Source organism: Fimbriimonas ginsengisoli Gsoil 348, from assembly GCF_000724625.1.
Taxonomy (GTDB): domain Bacteria; phylum Armatimonadota; class Fimbriimonadia; order Fimbriimonadales; family Fimbriimonadaceae; genus Fimbriimonas; species Fimbriimonas ginsengisoli.
Genome location: NZ_CP007139.1, coordinates 1,408,971 through 1,425,980 on the forward strand (window position 1 = coordinate 1,408,971; position 17,010 = coordinate 1,425,980).

Consider the following 17,010-nt stretch of genomic DNA (forward strand, 5'->3'; position numbering starts at 1 on the left):
CACTTTTACGATCTACTCAACCTCTGACTAGGGATTTATTCCGGTCGAAGGCTTGAATCGCGGCTGAAGCCACGGGCTACGGGACGAAGCATCGGTCCGAGGACGCCCAAGCCGTTCATAAACTCTCCTGCCACAAGGACGTGCGGGGCACCTGCATCACGACATGACCACGTCCACCCCAATCCTTGAAGTTCGCGGGATCGTTAAGCGATACCCAGGCGTCACCGCCTTGGGGGGCGTCTCCTTGTCGATTCATTCGGGCGAGGTAGTAGCCGTCATCGGAGAAAACGGAGCGGGAAAGTCGACGCTGATGAAGGTGCTCGGCGGGATCGTTCGGCCGGACGAGGGTGAGATCCTGCACGATGGGAAGCCGGTTCAAATCGACTCCGTCAATCGGTCGGTGGAACTCGGAATCGGATTCATCCACCAGGAATTGAATCCCCTCGACAACCTCGACGTCGCCGGCAACGTGTTCCTCGGGCGCGAGCCCTCGAAGTGGGGGCTGATCGACTACCGCAAGATGCACGCGGACACCGCGCGCCTCCTCGAGCAGCTTGCATTACCGATCTCCGTCGACACACCCTTGACCCGGCTGTCTCTCGCCCAACGGCAGATGGTCGAGATCGCCAAAGCGCTTTCGCTGAACGCGCGCGTCCTGATCATGGACGAGCCCACATCCAGCCTCACCCTCTCGGAGACCGCGCGGCTCCTCCAAGTCGTGCGCGACCTACGCGAGAAAGGGGTCGGCGTCGTTTACATCTCACACCGGCTCGGTGAAGTTACAGAGGTCGCCGACCGGGTAGTGGCGCTTAAAGACGGGCAAAACGCGGGGGCTCTGGCCCGAGACGAGATCGACCACGACCGTATGGTCCGCCTGATGGTGGGTCGCGATCTCGAACGGATGACGCTCCCTTCTTACGGCACAAGCGGAGACGTACGGTTGTCGGTTCAGGGCTTGCGCACGAATCGCTATCCTTCCAAAGAGGTTTCGTTTGAAGTCCGGGCCGGTGAGATTTTCTGCCTCGCCGGACTCGTGGGAGCCGGCAGGTCGGAAGTGGTGCAGACGATTTTCGGCGCCGACCCTGCCCTCAACGGCGTCATCTCGATCGACGGCGCGCCCGTGCGATCCGGCAACCTTCGAGAGGCGATCGCCGCCGGTATCGGCCTCGTCCCGGAAGACCGCCGGGAGGTCGGGCTCCTCGTCGACTGGAACATCCGCGAGAACATGACACTGCCGAACCTCCGGGATTTTTCCAGCAAAGGATTGGTTCAGCGCGGAGCGGAAGAAGTGGCGGCGGCGGCCCAGTCGAAAGCGCTGGCGGTGAAATCCCCCTCAACTCAGGTCAGGTGCGCGAACTTGAGTGGCGGCAACCAGCAGAAAGTCGTTTTAGGAAAGTGGTTGCTCAGCAAACCGAAGTTGTTGATCCTCGACGAACCGACCCGGGGGGTCGATGTCGGCGCGAAGGCGGAGATCTATGAGATCATGCGCAGGCTGACGAATGAAGGGGTCGCGGTGCTAATGGTGAGCAGCGACATGGAAGAGGTGCTCGGGGTCAGCGACCGAATCGGCGTGATGCACGAGGGCTCGCTGTCCGGCACCCTCACGCGCGCTGAAGCGACCGAAGAAAAGATAATGCGGCTTGCCGTCGGGCGGAATGACGAATGAAAGGATTGATTCGAAAAGAGACCGGGATCTTTGTGCTTCTCGTGGTGCTGTGCCTCGTCACCGCGCTCAAGGAGCCTCGTTTTCTAAGCGCACAAAACCTGGTCAATACCAGCCGCCTTATCGGCCTCTACGGCATCTTTAGCATCGGCGCCGGACTGGTCATCATCACCGGCGGCATCGATCTTTCGGTCGGATCGATGTTCGCGCTCCTCGGCGTCTTGCTAGCGATGTGGCTCAGCGAGAAACACTGGTCGCCGATGCTCGCGATTGCCGCCGTCCTTGCGCTCGGCACGGCCCTAGGCACCTTCCACGCGTTCCTCATCACCAAGCTGCGCATGCAGCCGTTCATCGTAACCCTATGCGGGCTGCTCTTCTACCGAGGCATGGCGCGATTTATCGCCAACGATGAAACGAAAGGGTTCGGAGGCGCGCAAGGATTCGAATCTCTGCAGAAGTTCGCGACCGGAAGCCTGTTCGGCCTCCCGATGCCGGTCGTCATTCTGCTCGTGGTTAGCCTCATCATGGGGGTCTTGCTGCACCGGTCGGTTTGGGGCCGGCACCTGTTCGCGGCCGGACGAAACGAAGAAGCTGCCCGCTACTCCGGTATCAACACGGTCCGGGTGATCGGCAGCACCTATGTCATCGGAGGCTTTTTGGCCGCGATCGCCGGCATCCTCATCGCGTTCTACACGAACTCGATTTCTCCGTCCGGACACGGCAACTTCTACGAGCTTTACGGCATCGCCGCCGCCGTCCTCGGCGGCTGCAGCCTCCGAGGAGGCGAAGGGTCGATCGTGGGCATCCTCCTCGGCACGATCCTGCTGCAGGTGCTCCGTAACTTAGTGATCTTCCTCAACATCCCTAGTTCGCTCGAGTTCGCCGTCATCGGCGCCGTCATCCTCATCGGCGTTCTCGCCGACCAAACCCTCTCCCGCCGCGCCGCCCTCCGCCGAACGACGTAAGTGGCGCTGGCATCTTGCCAGTGGGTCCCAAGGGCATCCCTGCCCTTGGACCGTTCACACGACCTGGCTGGTCGCGATACACACGGGCTGGAAGCCCGTGCCACGAGGGAGTAACCTCTATCTCATGCGAATCGGAGTGATTGGGTGGGGGTTGAGGAAAGGGGTGGCGCAGCTCGCGCATCGGCCCGAAGAGGGGCGGGAGCTCGTGGTGCTCGCCGACCCGAGCGAGGAGGCCCGCCGCGCTTTTCACGCCTACTCCGGCGGCGAAACCGTGGAAACCGTCGCCGAGATGCTGGAGAAAAACCTCGACGCCGCCTTCGTTCTCTCCCCCGACTGGCTGCATGAAGAGCATGCCGTCGCCTGCCTCGAAGCCGGGGTGCCGATCTATCTCGAAAAGCCGATGGCGATCTCCGTAGAAGGATGCGACCGCGTCCTCGAAACCTCCCGCCGAACGGGGGTCAAGCTGTACGTGGGCCATAACATGCGGCAATTCGCCGTGGTCCGCAAGATGAAGGAGTGGATCGACGCCGGGCGGATCGGCGAAGTCAAAGCGGCCTGGTGCCGCCACTTCGTCAGCTACGGCGGCGAGGCGTATTTCCGCGACTGGCATGCCGACCGGTCGAAATCGACCGGTCTGCTCCTCCAGAAGGGAGCCCACGACATCGATATCCTCCATTGGCTCTGCGGCGGATTCTCAAAGCGGGTGACCGCCATGGGGGCGTTAAGCGTCTACGGCGATATCCAGGAGCGGCAAGAACCCGGGGAGACGGTGAAAGTCGCCTTCGAAAAGACCTGGCCGCCCCAATCGCTGACCAAGCTCTACCCGGTCGTGGACGTAGAGGACGTGAGCATGATGCTAATGGAGCTCGACAACGGCGTGCTCGCCAGCTACCAGCACTGCATGTTCTCTCCCGACGCCTGGCGCAATTACACCGTAATCGGCACCCACGGCCGGATCGAGAATTTCGGCGACGCCCCAGGCCAAGCCGTGGTCCGCCTCTGGAATCAATCGCACCACTACTCGCCGGAAGGTGACGACCAGTACGCCGTCCCCACCGCCTCGGGCGACGGCCATGGCGGCGCCGATGGGCGCACGGTGGACGAGTTCTTCCGATTTCTCCAACACGGCTGCGCAACCGACGCCACCCCCGAAGCCGCCCGAATGGCCGTCGCCGCCGGAGTCGCCGCCACCGAATCGCTCCGAAACGGCAGCGTGCCGATAGAAGTTGCCTCCTGAATCCTTACGGACCGCAGAGCTCCAGCTCTGCCCGAGAGGCGCAACGCGGTTACACGGCCCGGCCGCAGGCGACGACGTTCCCCACCGACTCTCCCAGACAGGGAGTCATGCGGAACGCATACGTCCCACGCAGTGCCTCGTCTAGCGGCGCTTCCGCGTGCAAAGTAACGTCCGTCGGCTCTGCCGCCGCGAGCGCGAGAACGTCCTCGATCACCCCGTCTTCGAAACGAAACACATCTTTGACGAGGCAGTTGCTCGGCATCTTCCGATTGGAGAAGAGCACCGTCCCCTGCACGTCGATCAAAAGAACCCAGTCGGCGAGGCTAGCCAAGATGGCGTCGGAAAGCGAAGCGGCGATCGAACCGGTGCCGACCGCGTGCTGGATCATGTGTTCGTTCACCAGCTTTAGGCACTCGTTGACGTATCGGAGGTTGTCCACCGCCGCGCGGGCCCGCTCCTGGGTGTATTTGGCGACCACCTCCGTCCGGCTGGCGGCCTGGTACTTGGCCAAGATCCGCCGCCAGTACGTGCCCACGGTATCCGGACTGATGCCGAGACGGACGGCAATTTCCTTATCTGTAAGGCCGCCCGCCGCTAGAACCAACACTTGCTCCTCCCGCTTCGGAGCTTCGCCCGACACGTTCCCGGTCATGTTCTTAGTCTACGCAGTTGCGGCAAGGAGAAGTGTAGTGTTCATCCGCCGTTCGCTCACCCTCGAAAGCGGCCACAACGTCCTAGCGCCCTACGAGGCAAGGTTGGCGGGGCGGGCCGTCTTTGCCGATAGAAATCCTCGCAGTTGCGCCGGCGACACGATGACGACGTTCACATTTGCGAGGCGGACAAACTCCTCGAACGAGACTTCCGACAGCTCGCCCGTCTCCCTTAGCTCCTCGTACATCGCCTTAAGCGCCTGAACCTGAGTCGGAAGCTCGGCAAAGGCATCGACCCAGACGCCCGGTTTGCCGTCGCTACTCTCGTACCCGATCGCCACCACGTACGTTTCCGCCGGGCACTCTTCTTCGAGTTCGGTCAACCCTTCGATCGACCAAACCCCCTCGAATGTCTCGAGCCCCGCCTCCTTCAGCCGCTTTCGCGCTTCTTCCGGCGGGAAAGGAGCCACCGCGGCAACGACGGTTCGGGCCGTCGAGCTGCTGGCCGTCACCAGTGCCCCGGAAGGATGACGCGCAACAAACGCCTCCCGCGCGCCCAACACCCGCTTGGCGGCGGCAGCAAACTGTTCAAACGGCACTTGCAGAGTCATCGCGTAGGTTACGACTGTAGCACGCGGACCGGTGCGCATCGGCGCAGATGTCGATTAGCGGACGTCGTATAGCAGGAGTCCGTGCCAGTAGCTCTTGCCGCCGAACTGGGCGCACACGCAGACCTTGCCTTGGGGCACGGTGCCACGGCCAAAGAACCAATCGCCGTTCCGCTGCAGGTGAACGACCGGTTGGTCGTTGCAAATGAGCCCGGCACTGTCCGCACCTGGAATCCGGATCCGGAAGGTAACCGGTTCGTCGGCTTTCAACTCGCCGGCGATCGGTTCCGAAAGCTCAGATCGGCTCTCGCCGAAGATTTTGTAAATGGTCGGCAATTTCGGGCTAGCCGTATTCAATCCGATCGGATAACTGGCGACGATGCGCTCCTTTCCTTTACTATCCATCCACCAAATGTTCAGGCAGGAGGGTCCCGCGGGCGGAGCGATCCAGACGACGAGGTCCTTCCCGTCGGATTGGCTCAGAGTGGATCTATTCACCGTACTGCCTTCGGAAGTCAGTTGAGACCACGCTCCCACACTCCCGAAGCCCTTGAAAACGAGGCGTTTGAAGGGACCGGAGTCGCTCATCGCGGGTTGCAGAGCGGCGGGATCGAGACCCGTGCGAGACGCGATCGGATAAACGATCGGCAGGCCGGCGAGAGCCGTTGCGACCGGAAGGTGATCCACCAAGCCGTATTTGGACTCATCGGGGATGTATCGGGTCGCAAATGCTCCAGGCTCCGGGAGAAAGAACTCCTCGTTGATTCTCGCGCGGTCGGTGAGTTTTCCGTTCGTGATGCTGCGCGTACATGCGGCCGTGCAATCAAGCAGGCCGGTCGCATCGCCGATCTTTACCGTGTTCCAGACGTGGCTTACCAGCCACTGTCCCTTAACAAACTGCTTCGAATCGGAAATGAAGATTTCGGCTGGAGGTTGGAGCGACCGTATGACGCCCCCGACCTCGTGGATCGTCAATCCCATCTCCTTGCCAACGGCGTGGAAGAGTCTGGCGAAACCACCACAGTCGGAACGAAGGGTCGCCGCCAACACTGCAGGGTCGCGTTCAAAAGACCTCTTGGCGACCGCGTCGTCGTCATAAGCCATGTGCCCGGCAATCCAGTCGAAGAGCGCGCGAGCCCTCTCCAACTCCCCGTTCGATATCGAGTTTAGGGCCGAAGCAATGTCTCTGACCGAAGATCCCGGAGGAACCTGAAGCTGAGCAACCTTTTCATCCAGCGCAGCGAAAAGCGAGGGGTCTTTGATCCACGTGGTTCCAGGCAGCGCCCGGGGTGCGTCCGCAACGGGAGACAGTATGGTGAGGAGCAGCGCGAGCGCGGGGGACATGGGGGTATCCAATCCTACACCAGATCGGAACGCTTGCAAACCGCTTCCCTCGCCTGAATCAGGTCGAGAAGCACCATCGGCCGTACCCCCGTAGTATCGGCTCCCAGCCGATGACCCTATCACGACAATCTCAGTCATGTTCCGTCACCGCCCCGGCAAAAGGTTGCCGCTATCCCCATCTGAACCGTGCTAGATGTCCCTCGCCCTTTCTAAAACAGCGACGCCTGCGGATCCATCGACTGCTCCACCACAACTGTGTGCGGCACTGGCTTTGCGTTCTCGTCCAGGTGCGGCACTTCGATTTCATCTGAAATCAGTGCCTGACCGATCAGGCGGGATCGGTGGCACTTGTGCGGTCGCAGGCATCCGCACATCGGACAGATTGTCCGGCCCTCAACGGACGCCGCCTTCATCAGCTTGTCCAGTCCCAGGCGGAACTTCGGATCGTGAAAGAGCGGGTGGATATCCACCGCCTTCGGGTCTTTGCAGAGTACAGGAGAATTTCCGACGCCTCTCCGCGTGAATGATCCCTCGTTCTATGCACGGCCAGCGTGTAATTCTCACTACACTCTATGGGAATTCGGTTACGGATTCGAATGGCCTTGTTCTAACTCATGGACACATCTCCGAAGGGGCTGCGAGTTGATATCGAAGCTTTTGAGGATGGGGGGCTTACTTCCGGGCCTCGGGGGATTCATGTGTATCTCCCTCACGGTTACGATAGCGGTGACGAAAGCTATTGCGTCGTTTACCTAAACGACGGGCAAGCCTGGCTGGCTGGAGTTTGGGACGGCCCTCAGCTCCGGTGTGACCTCACCTACGATGCCCTCTTTGCCGCCGGCCTCGTCAAAGCCGCCATTTTCGTCGCCATCGATTTTCGACGCGAGGGAAGAATTCGCGACCTCACCCCCGCCCAAGATGAGGAGGGCAATCTGGAAGGCTACTCTCGGTTTGTCTCCGAACGGCTCAAGCCCTATATCGACGCTCAATTCCGGACTAAGCCCGATCCCGCTTCCACGGCAATTATTGGGATTTCCATGGGCGGTTTGGCCTCCTTCCTGATGGCTCACCGCCACCCGGAAACCTTTGGAATGGCCGCCTGTATGTCCCCTTCCTTTTGGCACGGCGACCGTTGCGCGATCGAGTTGCTCCGCTCGGACGGAAGAAGCAAACAAGCGGTGCGCTTTTGGCTGGATGCCGGCGGCAGCGAATACGGAGCGTGGAAAGACGTCCGGGAGGTCTACTCGATTCTGGAGCAACGCGGATGGACAAGCGGGCTGGACCTTGCGGCTCACCTCGATTACACCGGAGAGCACGCCATTCCCGCATGGCGGGATCGGATCTGGCAGATGCTTTACTTCCTGCTCCACAAGGATCCCTTACGCCTGGAGGATTTCCGACTTGTGCCGGCGGTCCGCCCGAGCGGTCCATCTATGGATCTGGGAATCGGGCTAAGACGAATCGTAGGCGCTGAGGCCTGGTACGAGAATGGGCTAAGGCTGAACCTGCCCCATCCCATGCTCACGGTCGATGCCCCCTCCGTCGTTTCTGTGGACGACCATGATCCGGCTCTCCTGCAACCGGTCGGAAGGGGACAGACGACGGTTCGCTCGACCTATGGCCGCTTAGAGGCCTCGTTGTCGGTGATTACTCCCGATCCGGACGCTTCGCAGCCGCTCCTGCCGTGTCTTCGCGACCGGTTCGATCTGCCTTATAAGGTTTTGGACGCAGATCTAGAACCCGTGGGGAGGTTCGGAGTTCGATACGACGATGAGCACCTCTACCTGCGTATCGAGAGCTACCGAAAGACGGAGCATAAGGCGGCGACGGGGAATCCTTTCGAGCAAAGTCACGTCCGCGTCTGCCTCGATGCCCGCCCGGAATCCGTCCTGTGTCGGGGCGATGGTTACGACAACGGAGAGCCTTTTCTTCGCCTCGCTGTAGGCCCCGGAGTCGGATCGGTGGCTCTTCGATCTTCGGAAAAGGGCCTTGAATGGTCTACCGCTATTCCAAAGGGTATCGATACAGCTTGTGAAGTTCTTCCGGATGGCTATCGTCTCTCACTCACTATTCATCGCCGGCTCCTCGACGATCGGCAAGGGAGCCCTTGGCGATTCTTCCGCCTCAACGTCGGCATCTCAGATCTCCGAGGTAGCGAAACCACAACGGCTTGGTGGCAACCCGAATGGCACCTGTTCGAATCCCCAATCGCATCGGGGATCTTCGAACGGCGCTAAGCCTTGATCGTGCGATTACGGATTGAGCTAGAAAAGTGACGTCTGGATGGGCGCGCTTTCCAGCATCACCTGCTTTTGAGTCACCGGATTTCCATTTGGGTCAAGGTGGAATACCTCGACGCCTTCTGACACTAGAGCTTCTCCGATCAACCGTGACCGGTGACAGTTATGCGGACGTAAGCAGCCGCATATTAGGCAGATTTTGCGATTCGGGTCCGCTGCCGCCTTCGTCAGCTTCTCCAAACCAAGCCGAAAATTCGGATCGTTGAACAGTGGGTGCAGATCGACTGCGGATGGGTCGGCTTTACAAAAGAGATGCGCCTTTTCGTCAGAAGCCGCCGGGGACCCCTCCGCATATACCGGCTTTCCACCGAGCGTGTCGCCCATGTAGATGTAACGAAGCCCCGTGGGCGGGACGATTTGCTCCAGGCGTTGGCGGCGGAAGTCTTCCCAGTAGCTGGACTGCGGGACGCTTCGCACGTCGACCAGGTGCGTCACGCCGTGGCCCTTCATCAGTTCGATGAAGGGGCCGAAACCTCGGTTTCCATACCCGGCGGTAAGGATCGTCACGGAGGTTTAAGACGAACGCCGCGACCGTTTTGTCGCTTGGACCGCTACTCTCCAGAGCGGCAACTCCGGTGTACGAAGTACACCGGGCGGTTTACGGGCGAGACGCCCGGGGTCCGAGAGGCGGGCGAGACGCCCGCGCTCCGTTTTTTTCGGACTTTGCAAAGGAATCGCCGATATACGGCAACTCAGCTAATGTAGGAACCGGAGACGGGGCTTACGGACAGCTATGAAAGGGAACGGGGCGGAAGGCTTTGAGCAGGTGTTCGAGGCGCATCAGGCCCAGGTCTATCGGTTCGCCTTGCGACTGTGCGGCAGTCGCGAGGAGGCCGAGGACTTGGCGGCGGAGGCGTTCGCCGCGGCGTTTCAAAACTGGGACCGGTTCCGCGGGGAGTCGTCGGCCACCACTTGGCTGTACGGCATCGTGCTGAACCGGTGGCGGATGCAGTGGCGGCGCAAGCGCCTCCGGCCCGAACGGCTGGAAGCGGCGGAAGCGATCGCTCAGACATTTCAGTTCCAAGCGCTGGAGCTGGCAGAGGCGCTCAACGCCCTGCCGGACCCGCTGAGAGAGGCGTTTCTCCTTGTAAAAGGAGAGGGACTCTCCCACGCGGAAGCGGCCAAGGCGGTTGGCGCGCCGGTCGGCACGATGTACTTTCGGGTGCATCAGGCCGTTCGGAGGCTTCGAGCGAGCTTGGCGGCCGAGCCGTTTCCCGTTCGATCGATTGAGGTGACGTGTGAGCAAGAGCTGTAACGGGTACGAAAAGTGGCTCGACCGGTACCAAACGGGCGAGTTGGAACCAGAGATCCGGCAATCGCTGGAGTCCCACCTGGCGGCGTGCGAAGCTTGCCGCCAGGCGCTGGAGTTTCGGCGGAGGCTCACCTCGCAACTTGCGGCCGAAGTGGCCGTGCCGATTTCGCTGCGATCGCGCGTCACCGACAAAATCGATCGACCCGCCCCGCGGACATGGCTGGAAAGAACGCTTGGAGATCCCAAATTGAAGAAGACCCTGCTTTCCACCTTCGGCGCCCTCGCCGCCCTCATCGTCGGCGCTTCCCTCTTTCCCGGCTCCGCCGAGGCGTCACCATCGCCGATCGACGTGTTCCGGGCGATGCACGATGCCGTTCAGAAAAAGATCGACCACGACGTGGTGATCTCCTACGCACCCGACTACAAGATCGTGCTCGATGGCAAATCGATCGCCACGCGCCCCAACGAAACCGTCGTTCTCGACGCCAGAGGGGCGTCGAAGGTCCTTAAGAAAGGGGAGAAGTCGTTTAAGACGATCCGGTTCGGAGACAACAAGAACTTCCTCGTTCTCGTGGATCGCGCCTCCCCCGATAAAACCTATAAGGTGGAAGTAGACCCCGTTTCGAAGCTCCCCAAGGAATGCTGGGTGTATCTCGCCGGCAAAGGAAAGGACGGGAAATCGATGATTCGGCTGCGGTACATCCCCTCAAAGCGAGGGAAGTAGCGCACCTGGCCAAGATTCGGTACATTCCGAGTCTTGGCACCCATCTTCTGGATTACCGGACCGCCGGCGGCAGGCAAGAGCACTCTCTGCGCGGCGCTGCTGGCACGGTACGAGCGCGCGATACTGATTCCGGTTGACGACCTCCGTCTCTGGGTGGTCTCTGGGATATCGGAATCGGTCCCCTGGACCGATGAGACGGAACGGCAATTCCAAGTCGCCGAAAGAGCCACCTGCGCGGTCGCGCGCACCTATCACGAAGCCGGCTTCGCCGTTGCCATCGATCACTGCCGCAACATGAGCCGGCTAGAAGCCGTGATCTCGCAAGAACTCGCGGGCCTGCCGGTCACCCGCGTCTGCCTCATGCCGGAGCTCGAGGAAAACCTCCGGCGCAGCCACACGCGAACCAACAAATCGTTCGACCCGCACATGCTGGACGACACGATCCACTACACGAACACCCACTACCGCGAAGACATCCCACCGGGCTGGCAGGTGATCGATAACACCGGGTTGTCGGTCGATGAGACCATCCGATTGATCGCGCCCGGTTAGACTTCGTGAGTTGGCCCGCTTACCAGCCAAAGCTCTTTGGCTTCGGGGGTCGTGACGCTCAGGTAGACCTTATCGTCCACCTCGGCCACGAGATCCAGGGGAATCCAGTGGTGCTGCCCTTCGGAATCGGAGTCCTTTCGGGTCAGCTTGATCGTGTTCCCGTCGAGGTGATCCACCGTGCCGACGTGCTCGCCGTCGAGACCCACCACTTCCTGGCGCACTTGAATTCGTTGCGTGTCGATCATAGATACGATTGGCTACCGAACCGGCGAAGTGGTTCCGAATTTCTTCGCGTCTTAGCGCCTTTGCGTGAACCAGATCCCCAAGGCGGGCCACACGTGCCCCGCGAAAATAGTTTTCAGAATAGCGCGATGGATTGCCCTCCTCTAAAGCGAAGGCTATACGCTCGAGGAGAAGGATGAGTTTGGCTTTAGATTGGCTGCGTCCCCGAAAGGGGGAGGATCCGATGAAACATGTCGACGACGTGTTCCGCTACGCGATGTCTCGAATGGGACAGCGGGAAGAGGCGGAAGACGTGGCGATGGAGGTGGTGCAGGCGCTTCCCAACCCGTGTTACCGCCGCGACCTCCGCGTGTATATGATCGGCATGGCGAGGCGAAAGATCGCCGACCGGCTGCGTCGGCGGCATCCGGTGAACGAAATACGAGAATCGGAAGCGGCTAGCCGTTTCGATCACGCATCGGACGAAGCCGCAATGGTCGCCCGCACGATGTCCAGCCTAAGCCCGGAACACCGGGAGGCGCTGGCGATGAAATACGTCGTTGGACTCTCCAGCGCGGAGATCGGCGCCGCGATGGGCAAGCGGCCGGAAGCCGTCGACAGCCTGATGCAACGGGCTCGCGACGCTTTCGCAAGGGAATGGACCCGAACCTCGAGCGATGAGGTGAACCTATGAAAGAACCCGAACTGGAAAGACTGATGCATGTCTACGCCGACTCGCTCGGTAAACCGACGCTACGGCCAAGGGTGGCGAGGCGTCCGAGCATGGCGGGCGCCTTGGCCCTCACTGCGGCGTTGACCACCGCCACGCTGCTTTTGTGGCCCCGTCAGGCAACCGCAGCGGGGGCGTTCCATCGCATGGATTTGGCGATCCGCAATGCGCGAACGATGGAATCGACCGGCCGGATGCTGATGCCCGGCGGAAAGTGGCGAGAGTTCCTCCACGTCTACTACCGCCGAGGGGCGTGGCGGTACGACGTCTCCAAGAGCGATGCGATGCGGATGACGTACCTTGTGCGCGGCAACGAAGCGCTCACCGACTTCTGGAACCTCGACCACGCCACCCTCGGTCCGGTCGTTGAAAGCGCCTTCGATGGAATGCGGTCGGGCGAGATGGACGCCCTCGAGTATGCGAAACAGAGCATTGGAGGAAATCAGGACCACATCAAGCCTCAGATCCAAGCCCACGCGCCGGTCGACGGCCGACCTGCCTACCAGCTCTCGATCGACGACGCGAGCGCGCACTCCCACGCCGAATTCGTCGTCGATCGGCAGACCGACCTTCCGATTTCAGCCGAAATAAGGGCTCCCGCTCCCGGCTGGACCGGCGATGTCGTCCGAACTCAGACCTACCACTTCAACGAGGAGTTGCCGGAGTCGACTTTCTCCTTCGAAAGAAATAAGCCGATCATCCGGGTTTCGGAAGCTCGCAGCGAGCTGCTCGCCTCGTGGAGGAAGCCGCTCGGACAAGTTGCCGAGTGCACCGTCCGCGATGCGGCGGTAACTCCGGACGGAACGATATGGCTGGCCATCACGACTCCTGGCGACCCGTGGGTTCGCCCCGCGAGCGTGACCGCCGGCGGCGCGACTTACCTCCGGAGCCACGATGTCAGCCCCGGTGTGAATGCCAGCGACCAAGACTCAGTCGAGATCGATGGTCAACCAGTTTCTCTGGTTCCGTTTGTCAGCCTCGACCCCACCCAGCCGCTGCCTCGAGCCGTTACGGTTCGTTTTGCGAAACGGGCGGTCTGGTGGTCTAACTTCGGCAAGCCCGAAGACCGGACGGAGACCCCCGCCGATCCGCCGTTAAAGCTCGCTCTCCGTCAAGAAGCCAATGTTCGCCCCCACTATTTCGCCGCCCTGAGTCTGGATCGTTACGGATTCGACCTTGGTATCGTCGCTTGGAGCATGAGGGCCGAAGAATACGACCGGCGAGGCGACCTTTTGGCCGCTGCGAAAGCGTGGGAAGAGTGCGCCGTCGCCCACCGAGGCGTGGTGAAGTACGGCGGCCACACCGCGCTTGAAAGGGCGAGCGACTGCTACCGCCGCGCCGGCGAAATACAGTTGGCCGACCAGCGGGCAAAGGAGGCAGCCGTGCTCTTCGCCGGCAAGGAGCGGTAATCACCGCTCCCGGCGCGCCACCGGGTGGCGCTGGTTGTATGCCTCGTAAAGCATCAAAGTCCCGGCCATCGCGAGGTTGAGCGAATCGGGACTGCCGACCATCGGGATTCTTACCAGCCGGTCGCAGCTTCCTCGTTGGCCGTCCGAAAGGCCGGCCCGCTCGTCGCCCATCATGAGCAGCACGGGGCGGCGGTAGGTAATCGACCGGTAGTCGGTCGCCGCCTCCGGGGTCGCGCCGATTGCGCTGATCTCGGATCGGCCCGCCCAGCGCCTAAAGTCGCGGTGGGTGGTCCGAATCAGGCGGTGGGCGAAGAGAGAGCCCATGGTCGCCCTTACGACGGCGGGGTCGTAGGGGTCCGGTCCTGTGGGGGTGCCGGCCTCCGACCGGTCAAATACGATGACGCCGCTAGCCCCCACCGCATCGCCTCCGCGCAGCATCGTCCCAAAGTTGCCGGGAGTGCGAACCGACTCCACCCCAATCCAGAGGTCGTTTCGGCGAAGGCGGTCCGGAAGCGGCTCCCAGCGCTGGCGGAAGATCGCCAAGATCCCCTGCCGGGCCGCCGCGGGGAGTCGCTCCACCGGGTCGTCCGGCGACGAATGACAAAGGGAAACGGAGGCGTACGTCCTCGGATCGACGCGCAACGTCGGGACCTGCGCCTTGCGGAGGCGGTCCACCATCCCCCAAGCGTCTTCCCCGTGAAGAAGCGCGGGACACACCACTAACCCGGCAAACGATGCGGCCTCCCGCCAGGCGGCGGCGAGGAACCGGGCCCCTTCGGCCATAAATAGGCCAGTTTCATCGCGGGCGCGCCGAAAATGCAAGGCGCGTACGAAATCGGGAGTCAAATCGCCCGAGAGCGGGCGGACGACGAGTGGACACGGCGAGAGACTAGGCCGCATCCTCCTTGCGCACATCGGCGCGGGTCAAGTTATTCATAGTTACGTAGCATCGGCTCCCAGCCGATGGACCTCGTTCCGGGTCCATCGGCTCGTTACACAAGGGAACTCGGGCGAGCCGCCCGTGCCACGACTAGTACTTTACCGAACAGCCGTAGGGGCGGCTGGTAGCGACGGTGACCTTCTTGCCCGCCATCGCCTCGCTCAGGGCGGCGAGAGCGTAGTTCTTCGCTCCCTTGATGTCTTCGGGATCCGGAGTCGCCCTGTCGTCGATGGCCCCGTTGTACACCACGTTGCCGGCCTTGTCGAGCACCACGATCTGCGGAGTCGTCTTCGCGCCGTAGTTTCGGCCCACCTTGCCGGCCGTGTCAAACAGAGTGGCAGCGGACTTAACCTTCATTTCGCTGCGGTAGGCGTTCGCCTCGGAGGGGGAGAGGTACCCCTGATTTCCCGGAGCGGAGGAAATGATCGTGAGCCAGACCGCGCCCATCTCCTTCGCCTTCGCTTGGGTCGCCTGCATGTTGCCGCTTTCGTAATGCTTCCGCACGAACGGGCAATCCTTGTTCGTCCACTCCAGGACCACGAACTTGCCCTTGTAATCGCTGAGGCTGTGCTTCTTACCGTTCGAGTCGGTTAACGACCAGCTTTGCGTCGGTTCACCGGCGATGATGTGGGTGGTCGCGTTCTGCCGCACGGCGGCGACGCTCGCTATCGTCGCGAGACCGACGAGGAAAAGTGAGGTGGATTTCATGGCTTCTTCCTTTGGATGGGGATGTCGACTGTTATCGCTTCCAGGCCGGGTGCCCAGGTCGTTCCTTTAGGAGCGACGAGCAATCCCTTCAACCGTTCAACATTACTGGGCGCGTATGAGGCAATTGTGAGGAGGAGCTCGCTCTTGCCGTCGCGTTGACGCAACGGTTGCTTCGCTCCGGGATCGATGAGGTCGTCCGCGGGATAGAACGCCACGCCGCTTACCGCCGCCTTCGGGGCGATGCTGAGGCTGATCGTATTCCCTCGCCGCGATGCGGAAAGCGGGAGTTCCGGGACGTGCCGAGGGATCTGCTCGTCAAGGGCCGAGAGGCGGCTCGCCCAGTCCGGATCAGCAACGGGGTATCCGCCGACGACCACGGAAGCGGACAACTGGGCTTTGCCCGGAATGCACGTCTCCCGGCAAACGAGCCATTTGGCGGTCGCCTTCAGAGTTACCGATCCTGGAGGCGTCGCTTTCGACGTGAAGATTCGTACGGGAAGGAGTACGTCACCCTGGTAAATGAAGTTCGAAATCCCCTTTTCCAGGGTTCGGTGAGGGACCGGCCAGGCGATTTCGCTCGCCTTCCATCCGGCCGGAAGCGTCCACTGAAGCGTCGGCGGAATCCCCGATTCGCCAGGATTTCGCCAGTAGACATGCCAACCCGGCTTGAGGGAAAGTCGCAGGGCGACGTCGAACGACTGGCCCGGGCTGACCGCGCGCATCGACGAAACCAACGACGCCTGGCTCTGAGGCGGGGTCTGGCCAAGCATCGCAGCCGTGAGAATGGCAATCATCTAACTCATCTTACGGAACCGGCATGCGAAGCGTGCCCGATCACGGCTACTTCTTCGCCCGGTATTCGGCCAGCTCAGCCGTCCGTTCCTTCCCTTGCTCCGCGAGCGCTTCTCGCCACCCATCCTCGTACGGCTCGAGCGCCCGAATGACCGCCTCCGCGACCGCGAGGTCCCGAAACCACTTATGGTTTGCCGGCACGATGCGCCAGATTGCCTCTTGCGTGCTGCACTTCTGGATCGCGTCTTCGTAAGCATCCGTGTACTTGTCCCAGAGCTTCCGCTCTTCCCAGTCGCCGACGGAAAGCTTCCAGGATTTCTCCGGCTCTTTCTCCCGTTCCAACAGCCGCGCTTCCTGCTCTTTCTTATCGATGTGAAGATAGAACTTGAGCACGATCGTCTGCGAGTCGGTGAGTAGCCGCTCGAACGCGTTGATGTGGTCGTACCGCTTTTTCCAAACCGGCTTTGGGACGAATTCGTGCACTCGGACAGCTAAAACATCCTCGTAGTGAGAACGGTTAAAGATCGTGATGGCCCCTTTGCCCGGTGTCTCGGCGTGCACCCGCCACAAGAAGTCGTGCGCGAGTTCGTTCTCGGTAGGAACCTTGAACGTAGCGACGCGAGTCGACTGCACGTTCACGAAGTCGAGGATCCTACGGATCGCTCCGTCCTTTCCGCTGGTATCGCGCCCTTGCAGCACGATCAAAAGCGAGTGTTGGCGCGCTGCGAATAGGAGCTCCTGAAGTTCGGCCATCCGCTCGCCCAGCTTGAACAACTGCCGAAGCCCCTCTTCCTTATCCAGCCCCGCCGTATCCTCCGGATCGATCTGCGAAAGATTAACGTTGCCCCCCGGCTTGACCTCATATGCGTACGGCATGGAGCTTAGGATACATGGGCGGACGCGGGCGTTGGGCG

At 61.4% G+C, this 17,010-nt stretch carries 19 protein-coding genes; 9 read left to right on the plus strand and 10 right to left on the minus strand.

Going from position 1 to position 17,010, the window contains the following annotated elements:
* The first annotated feature begins 163 nt into the window (after window positions 1-163).
* The 3 genes from OP10G_RS06400 to OP10G_RS06410 all read left to right on the plus strand — a co-directional run bounded on the left by OP10G_RS06400 (window position 164) and on the right by OP10G_RS06410 (window position 3,865).
* The gene (locus OP10G_RS06400; protein ID WP_025226713.1) at window positions 164-1,666 is read left to right on the plus strand and encodes a sugar ABC transporter ATP-binding protein; all 1,503 of its coding nucleotides are present in this window, start codon (window positions 164-166) and stop codon (window positions 1,664-1,666) included.
* Entirely contained in the window at window positions 1,663-2,628 is a 966-nt protein-coding gene (locus OP10G_RS06405) for an ABC transporter permease (protein WP_227625075.1), read from the plus strand. Before OP10G_RS06400 ends, OP10G_RS06405 begins: the two co-directional genes overlap by 4 nt.
* A 124-nt stretch (window positions 2,629-2,752) precedes the next feature.
* On the plus strand, window positions 2,753-3,865 hold the full coding sequence (locus OP10G_RS06410) for a Gfo/Idh/MocA family protein (protein WP_025226711.1): 1,113 nt from the start codon (window positions 2,753-2,755) through the stop codon (window positions 3,863-3,865).
* A 49-nt stretch (window positions 3,866-3,914) separates the two neighbouring features.
* Here the strand turns inward: OP10G_RS06410 and OP10G_RS06415 are convergent, their stop codons facing one another.
* From OP10G_RS06415 to OP10G_RS06430, 4 genes are all read right to left on the minus strand, one after another.
* On the minus strand, window positions 3,915-4,517 hold the full coding sequence (locus tag OP10G_RS06415; RefSeq protein WP_025226710.1) for a response regulator transcription factor: 603 nt from the start codon (window positions 4,515-4,517) through the stop codon (window positions 3,915-3,917).
* 90 nt (window positions 4,518-4,607) lie between these two features.
* Window positions 4,608-5,126: a hypothetical protein gene (locus OP10G_RS06420; protein ID WP_025226709.1), complete on the minus strand. Its 519-nt coding sequence runs from the start codon at window positions 5,124-5,126 to the stop codon at window positions 4,608-4,610.
* Window positions 5,127-5,180: 54 nt separating this feature from the next.
* Window positions 5,181-6,467, minus strand: coding sequence for a transglutaminase domain-containing protein (locus tag OP10G_RS06425; protein WP_025226708.1), 1,287 nt, complete (start codon window positions 6,465-6,467; stop codon window positions 5,181-5,183).
* 209 nt (window positions 6,468-6,676) lie between these two features.
* Window positions 6,677-6,937 carry a DUF488 family protein gene (locus OP10G_RS06430; protein ID WP_025226707.1) on the minus strand — a complete coding sequence of 87 codons (261 nt, stop codon included), beginning with the start codon at window positions 6,935-6,937 and terminating at the stop codon, window positions 6,677-6,679.
* Window positions 6,938-7,081: 144 nt separating this feature from the next.
* On the opposite strand from OP10G_RS06430, the gene OP10G_RS24155 reads away from it, so the two are divergent.
* Window positions 7,082-8,704: an alpha/beta hydrolase gene (locus tag OP10G_RS24155; protein WP_025226706.1), complete on the plus strand. Its 1,623-nt coding sequence runs from the start codon at window positions 7,082-7,084 to the stop codon at window positions 8,702-8,704.
* A gap of 27 nt (window positions 8,705-8,731) precedes the next feature.
* Here OP10G_RS24155 and OP10G_RS06440 read toward each other — a convergent pair whose 3' ends face one another.
* Window positions 8,732-9,274, minus strand: coding sequence for a DUF488 domain-containing protein (locus OP10G_RS06440; RefSeq protein ID WP_025226705.1), 543 nt, complete (start codon window positions 9,272-9,274; stop codon window positions 8,732-8,734).
* A gap of 226 nt (window positions 9,275-9,500) precedes the next feature.
* Here OP10G_RS06440 and OP10G_RS06445 point away from each other — a divergent pair, with 226 nt between their 5' ends.
* From OP10G_RS06445 to OP10G_RS06455, 3 genes are read left to right on the plus strand one after another with little or no spacing between them, the layout of a single operon-like run.
* Complete coding sequence (locus tag OP10G_RS06445; RefSeq protein ID WP_025226704.1) at window positions 9,501-10,022, plus strand: RNA polymerase sigma factor; 522 nt, start codon at window positions 9,501-9,503, stop codon at window positions 10,020-10,022.
* Window positions 10,006-10,743 carry an anti-sigma factor family protein gene (locus tag OP10G_RS06450; RefSeq protein ID WP_025226703.1) on the plus strand — a complete coding sequence of 246 codons (738 nt, stop codon included), beginning with the start codon at window positions 10,006-10,008 and terminating at the stop codon, window positions 10,741-10,743. Before OP10G_RS06445 ends, OP10G_RS06450 begins: the two co-directional genes overlap by 17 nt.
* A 33-nt stretch (window positions 10,744-10,776) precedes the next feature.
* Window positions 10,777-11,295 carry an AAA family ATPase gene (locus OP10G_RS06455; RefSeq protein ID WP_025226702.1) on the plus strand — a complete coding sequence of 173 codons (519 nt, stop codon included), beginning with the start codon at window positions 10,777-10,779 and terminating at the stop codon, window positions 11,293-11,295.
* Here the strand turns inward: OP10G_RS06455 and OP10G_RS06460 are convergent.
* On the minus strand, window positions 11,292-11,540 hold the full coding sequence (locus OP10G_RS06460) for a DUF2171 domain-containing protein (RefSeq protein WP_025226701.1): 249 nt from the start codon (window positions 11,538-11,540) through the stop codon (window positions 11,292-11,294). The genes OP10G_RS06455 and OP10G_RS06460 overlap by 4 nt on opposite strands.
* Window positions 11,541-11,761: 221 nt before the next feature.
* Between OP10G_RS06460 and OP10G_RS06465 the strand changes: the two genes are divergently transcribed.
* Complete coding sequence (locus OP10G_RS06465) at window positions 11,762-12,211, plus strand: RNA polymerase sigma factor (protein ID WP_038472688.1); 450 nt, start codon at window positions 11,762-11,764, stop codon at window positions 12,209-12,211.
* Window positions 12,208-13,656, plus strand: coding sequence for a hypothetical protein (locus tag OP10G_RS06470; protein ID WP_025226699.1), 1,449 nt, complete (start codon window positions 12,208-12,210; stop codon window positions 13,654-13,656). The genes OP10G_RS06465 and OP10G_RS06470 overlap by 4 nt, the downstream gene beginning before the upstream one ends.
* On the opposite strand, the gene OP10G_RS06475 is transcribed toward OP10G_RS06470, so the two are convergent.
* The 4 genes from OP10G_RS06475 to OP10G_RS06490 form a co-directional block, all read right to left on the minus strand.
* Window positions 13,657-14,571 (minus strand): TrmH family RNA methyltransferase, encoded by a 915-nt coding sequence (locus OP10G_RS06475; RefSeq protein ID WP_084178849.1) that lies wholly within the window; start codon window positions 14,569-14,571, stop codon window positions 13,657-13,659.
* Window positions 14,572-14,686: 115 nt separating this feature from the next.
* Complete coding sequence (locus tag OP10G_RS06480) at window positions 14,687-15,304, minus strand: redoxin family protein (RefSeq protein WP_025226697.1); 618 nt, start codon at window positions 15,302-15,304, stop codon at window positions 14,687-14,689.
* Window positions 15,301-16,098, minus strand: coding sequence for a protein-disulfide reductase DsbD domain-containing protein (locus OP10G_RS06485; RefSeq protein ID WP_025226696.1), 798 nt, complete (start codon window positions 16,096-16,098; stop codon window positions 15,301-15,303). Before OP10G_RS06485 ends, OP10G_RS06480 begins: the two co-directional genes overlap by 4 nt.
* Before the next feature lie 46 nt (window positions 16,099-16,144).
* Window positions 16,145-16,972, minus strand: coding sequence for a PPK2 family polyphosphate kinase (locus OP10G_RS06490; RefSeq protein ID WP_025226695.1), 828 nt, complete (start codon window positions 16,970-16,972; stop codon window positions 16,145-16,147).
* Window positions 16,973-17,010 lie beyond the last annotated feature (38 nt).

Excerpts from the sequence above, each read along its gene's own strand:
- OP10G_RS06400 (WP_025226713.1), top strand. The coding sequence starts at position 164 with ATGACCACGTCCACCCCAATCCTTGAAGTTCGCGGGATCGTTAAGCGA.
- OP10G_RS06465 (WP_038472688.1), top strand. The coding sequence starts at position 11,762 with ATGAAACATGTCGACGACGTGTTCCGCTACGCGATGTCTCGAATGGGA.
- OP10G_RS06470 (WP_025226699.1), top strand. The coding sequence starts at position 12,208 with ATGAAAGAACCCGAACTGGAAAGACTGATGCATGTCTACGCCGACTCG.
- OP10G_RS06405 (WP_227625075.1), top strand. The coding sequence starts at position 1,663 with ATGAAAGGATTGATTCGAAAAGAGACCGGGATCTTTGTGCTTCTCGTG.
- OP10G_RS06460 (WP_025226701.1), bottom strand. The coding sequence starts at position 11,540 with ATGATCGACACGCAACGAATTCAAGTGCGCCAGGAAGTGGTGGGTCTC.
- OP10G_RS06420 (WP_025226709.1), bottom strand. The coding sequence starts at position 5,126 with ATGACTCTGCAAGTGCCGTTTGAACAGTTTGCTGCCGCCGCCAAGCGG.
- OP10G_RS06445 (WP_025226704.1), top strand. The coding sequence starts at position 9,501 with ATGAAAGGGAACGGGGCGGAAGGCTTTGAGCAGGTGTTCGAGGCGCAT.
- OP10G_RS06425 (WP_025226708.1), bottom strand. The coding sequence starts at position 6,467 with ATGTCCCCCGCGCTCGCGCTGCTCCTCACCATACTGTCTCCCGTTGCG.
- OP10G_RS06480 (WP_025226697.1), bottom strand. The coding sequence starts at position 15,304 with ATGAAATCCACCTCACTTTTCCTCGTCGGTCTCGCGACGATAGCGAGC.
- OP10G_RS06485 (WP_025226696.1), bottom strand. The coding sequence starts at position 16,098 with ATGATTGCCATTCTCACGGCTGCGATGCTTGGCCAGACCCCGCCTCAG.
- OP10G_RS06415 (WP_025226710.1), bottom strand. The coding sequence starts at position 4,517 with ATGACCGGGAACGTGTCGGGCGAAGCTCCGAAGCGGGAGGAGCAAGTG.
- OP10G_RS06475 (WP_084178849.1), bottom strand. The coding sequence starts at position 14,571 with ATGTGCGCAAGGAGGATGCGGCCTAGTCTCTCGCCGTGTCCACTCGTC.
- OP10G_RS06410 (WP_025226711.1), top strand. The coding sequence starts at position 2,753 with ATGCGAATCGGAGTGATTGGGTGGGGGTTGAGGAAAGGGGTGGCGCAG.
- OP10G_RS24155 (WP_025226706.1), top strand. The coding sequence starts at position 7,082 with ATGGACACATCTCCGAAGGGGCTGCGAGTTGATATCGAAGCTTTTGAG.
- OP10G_RS06490 (WP_025226695.1), bottom strand. The coding sequence starts at position 16,972 with ATGCCGTACGCATATGAGGTCAAGCCGGGGGGCAACGTTAATCTTTCG.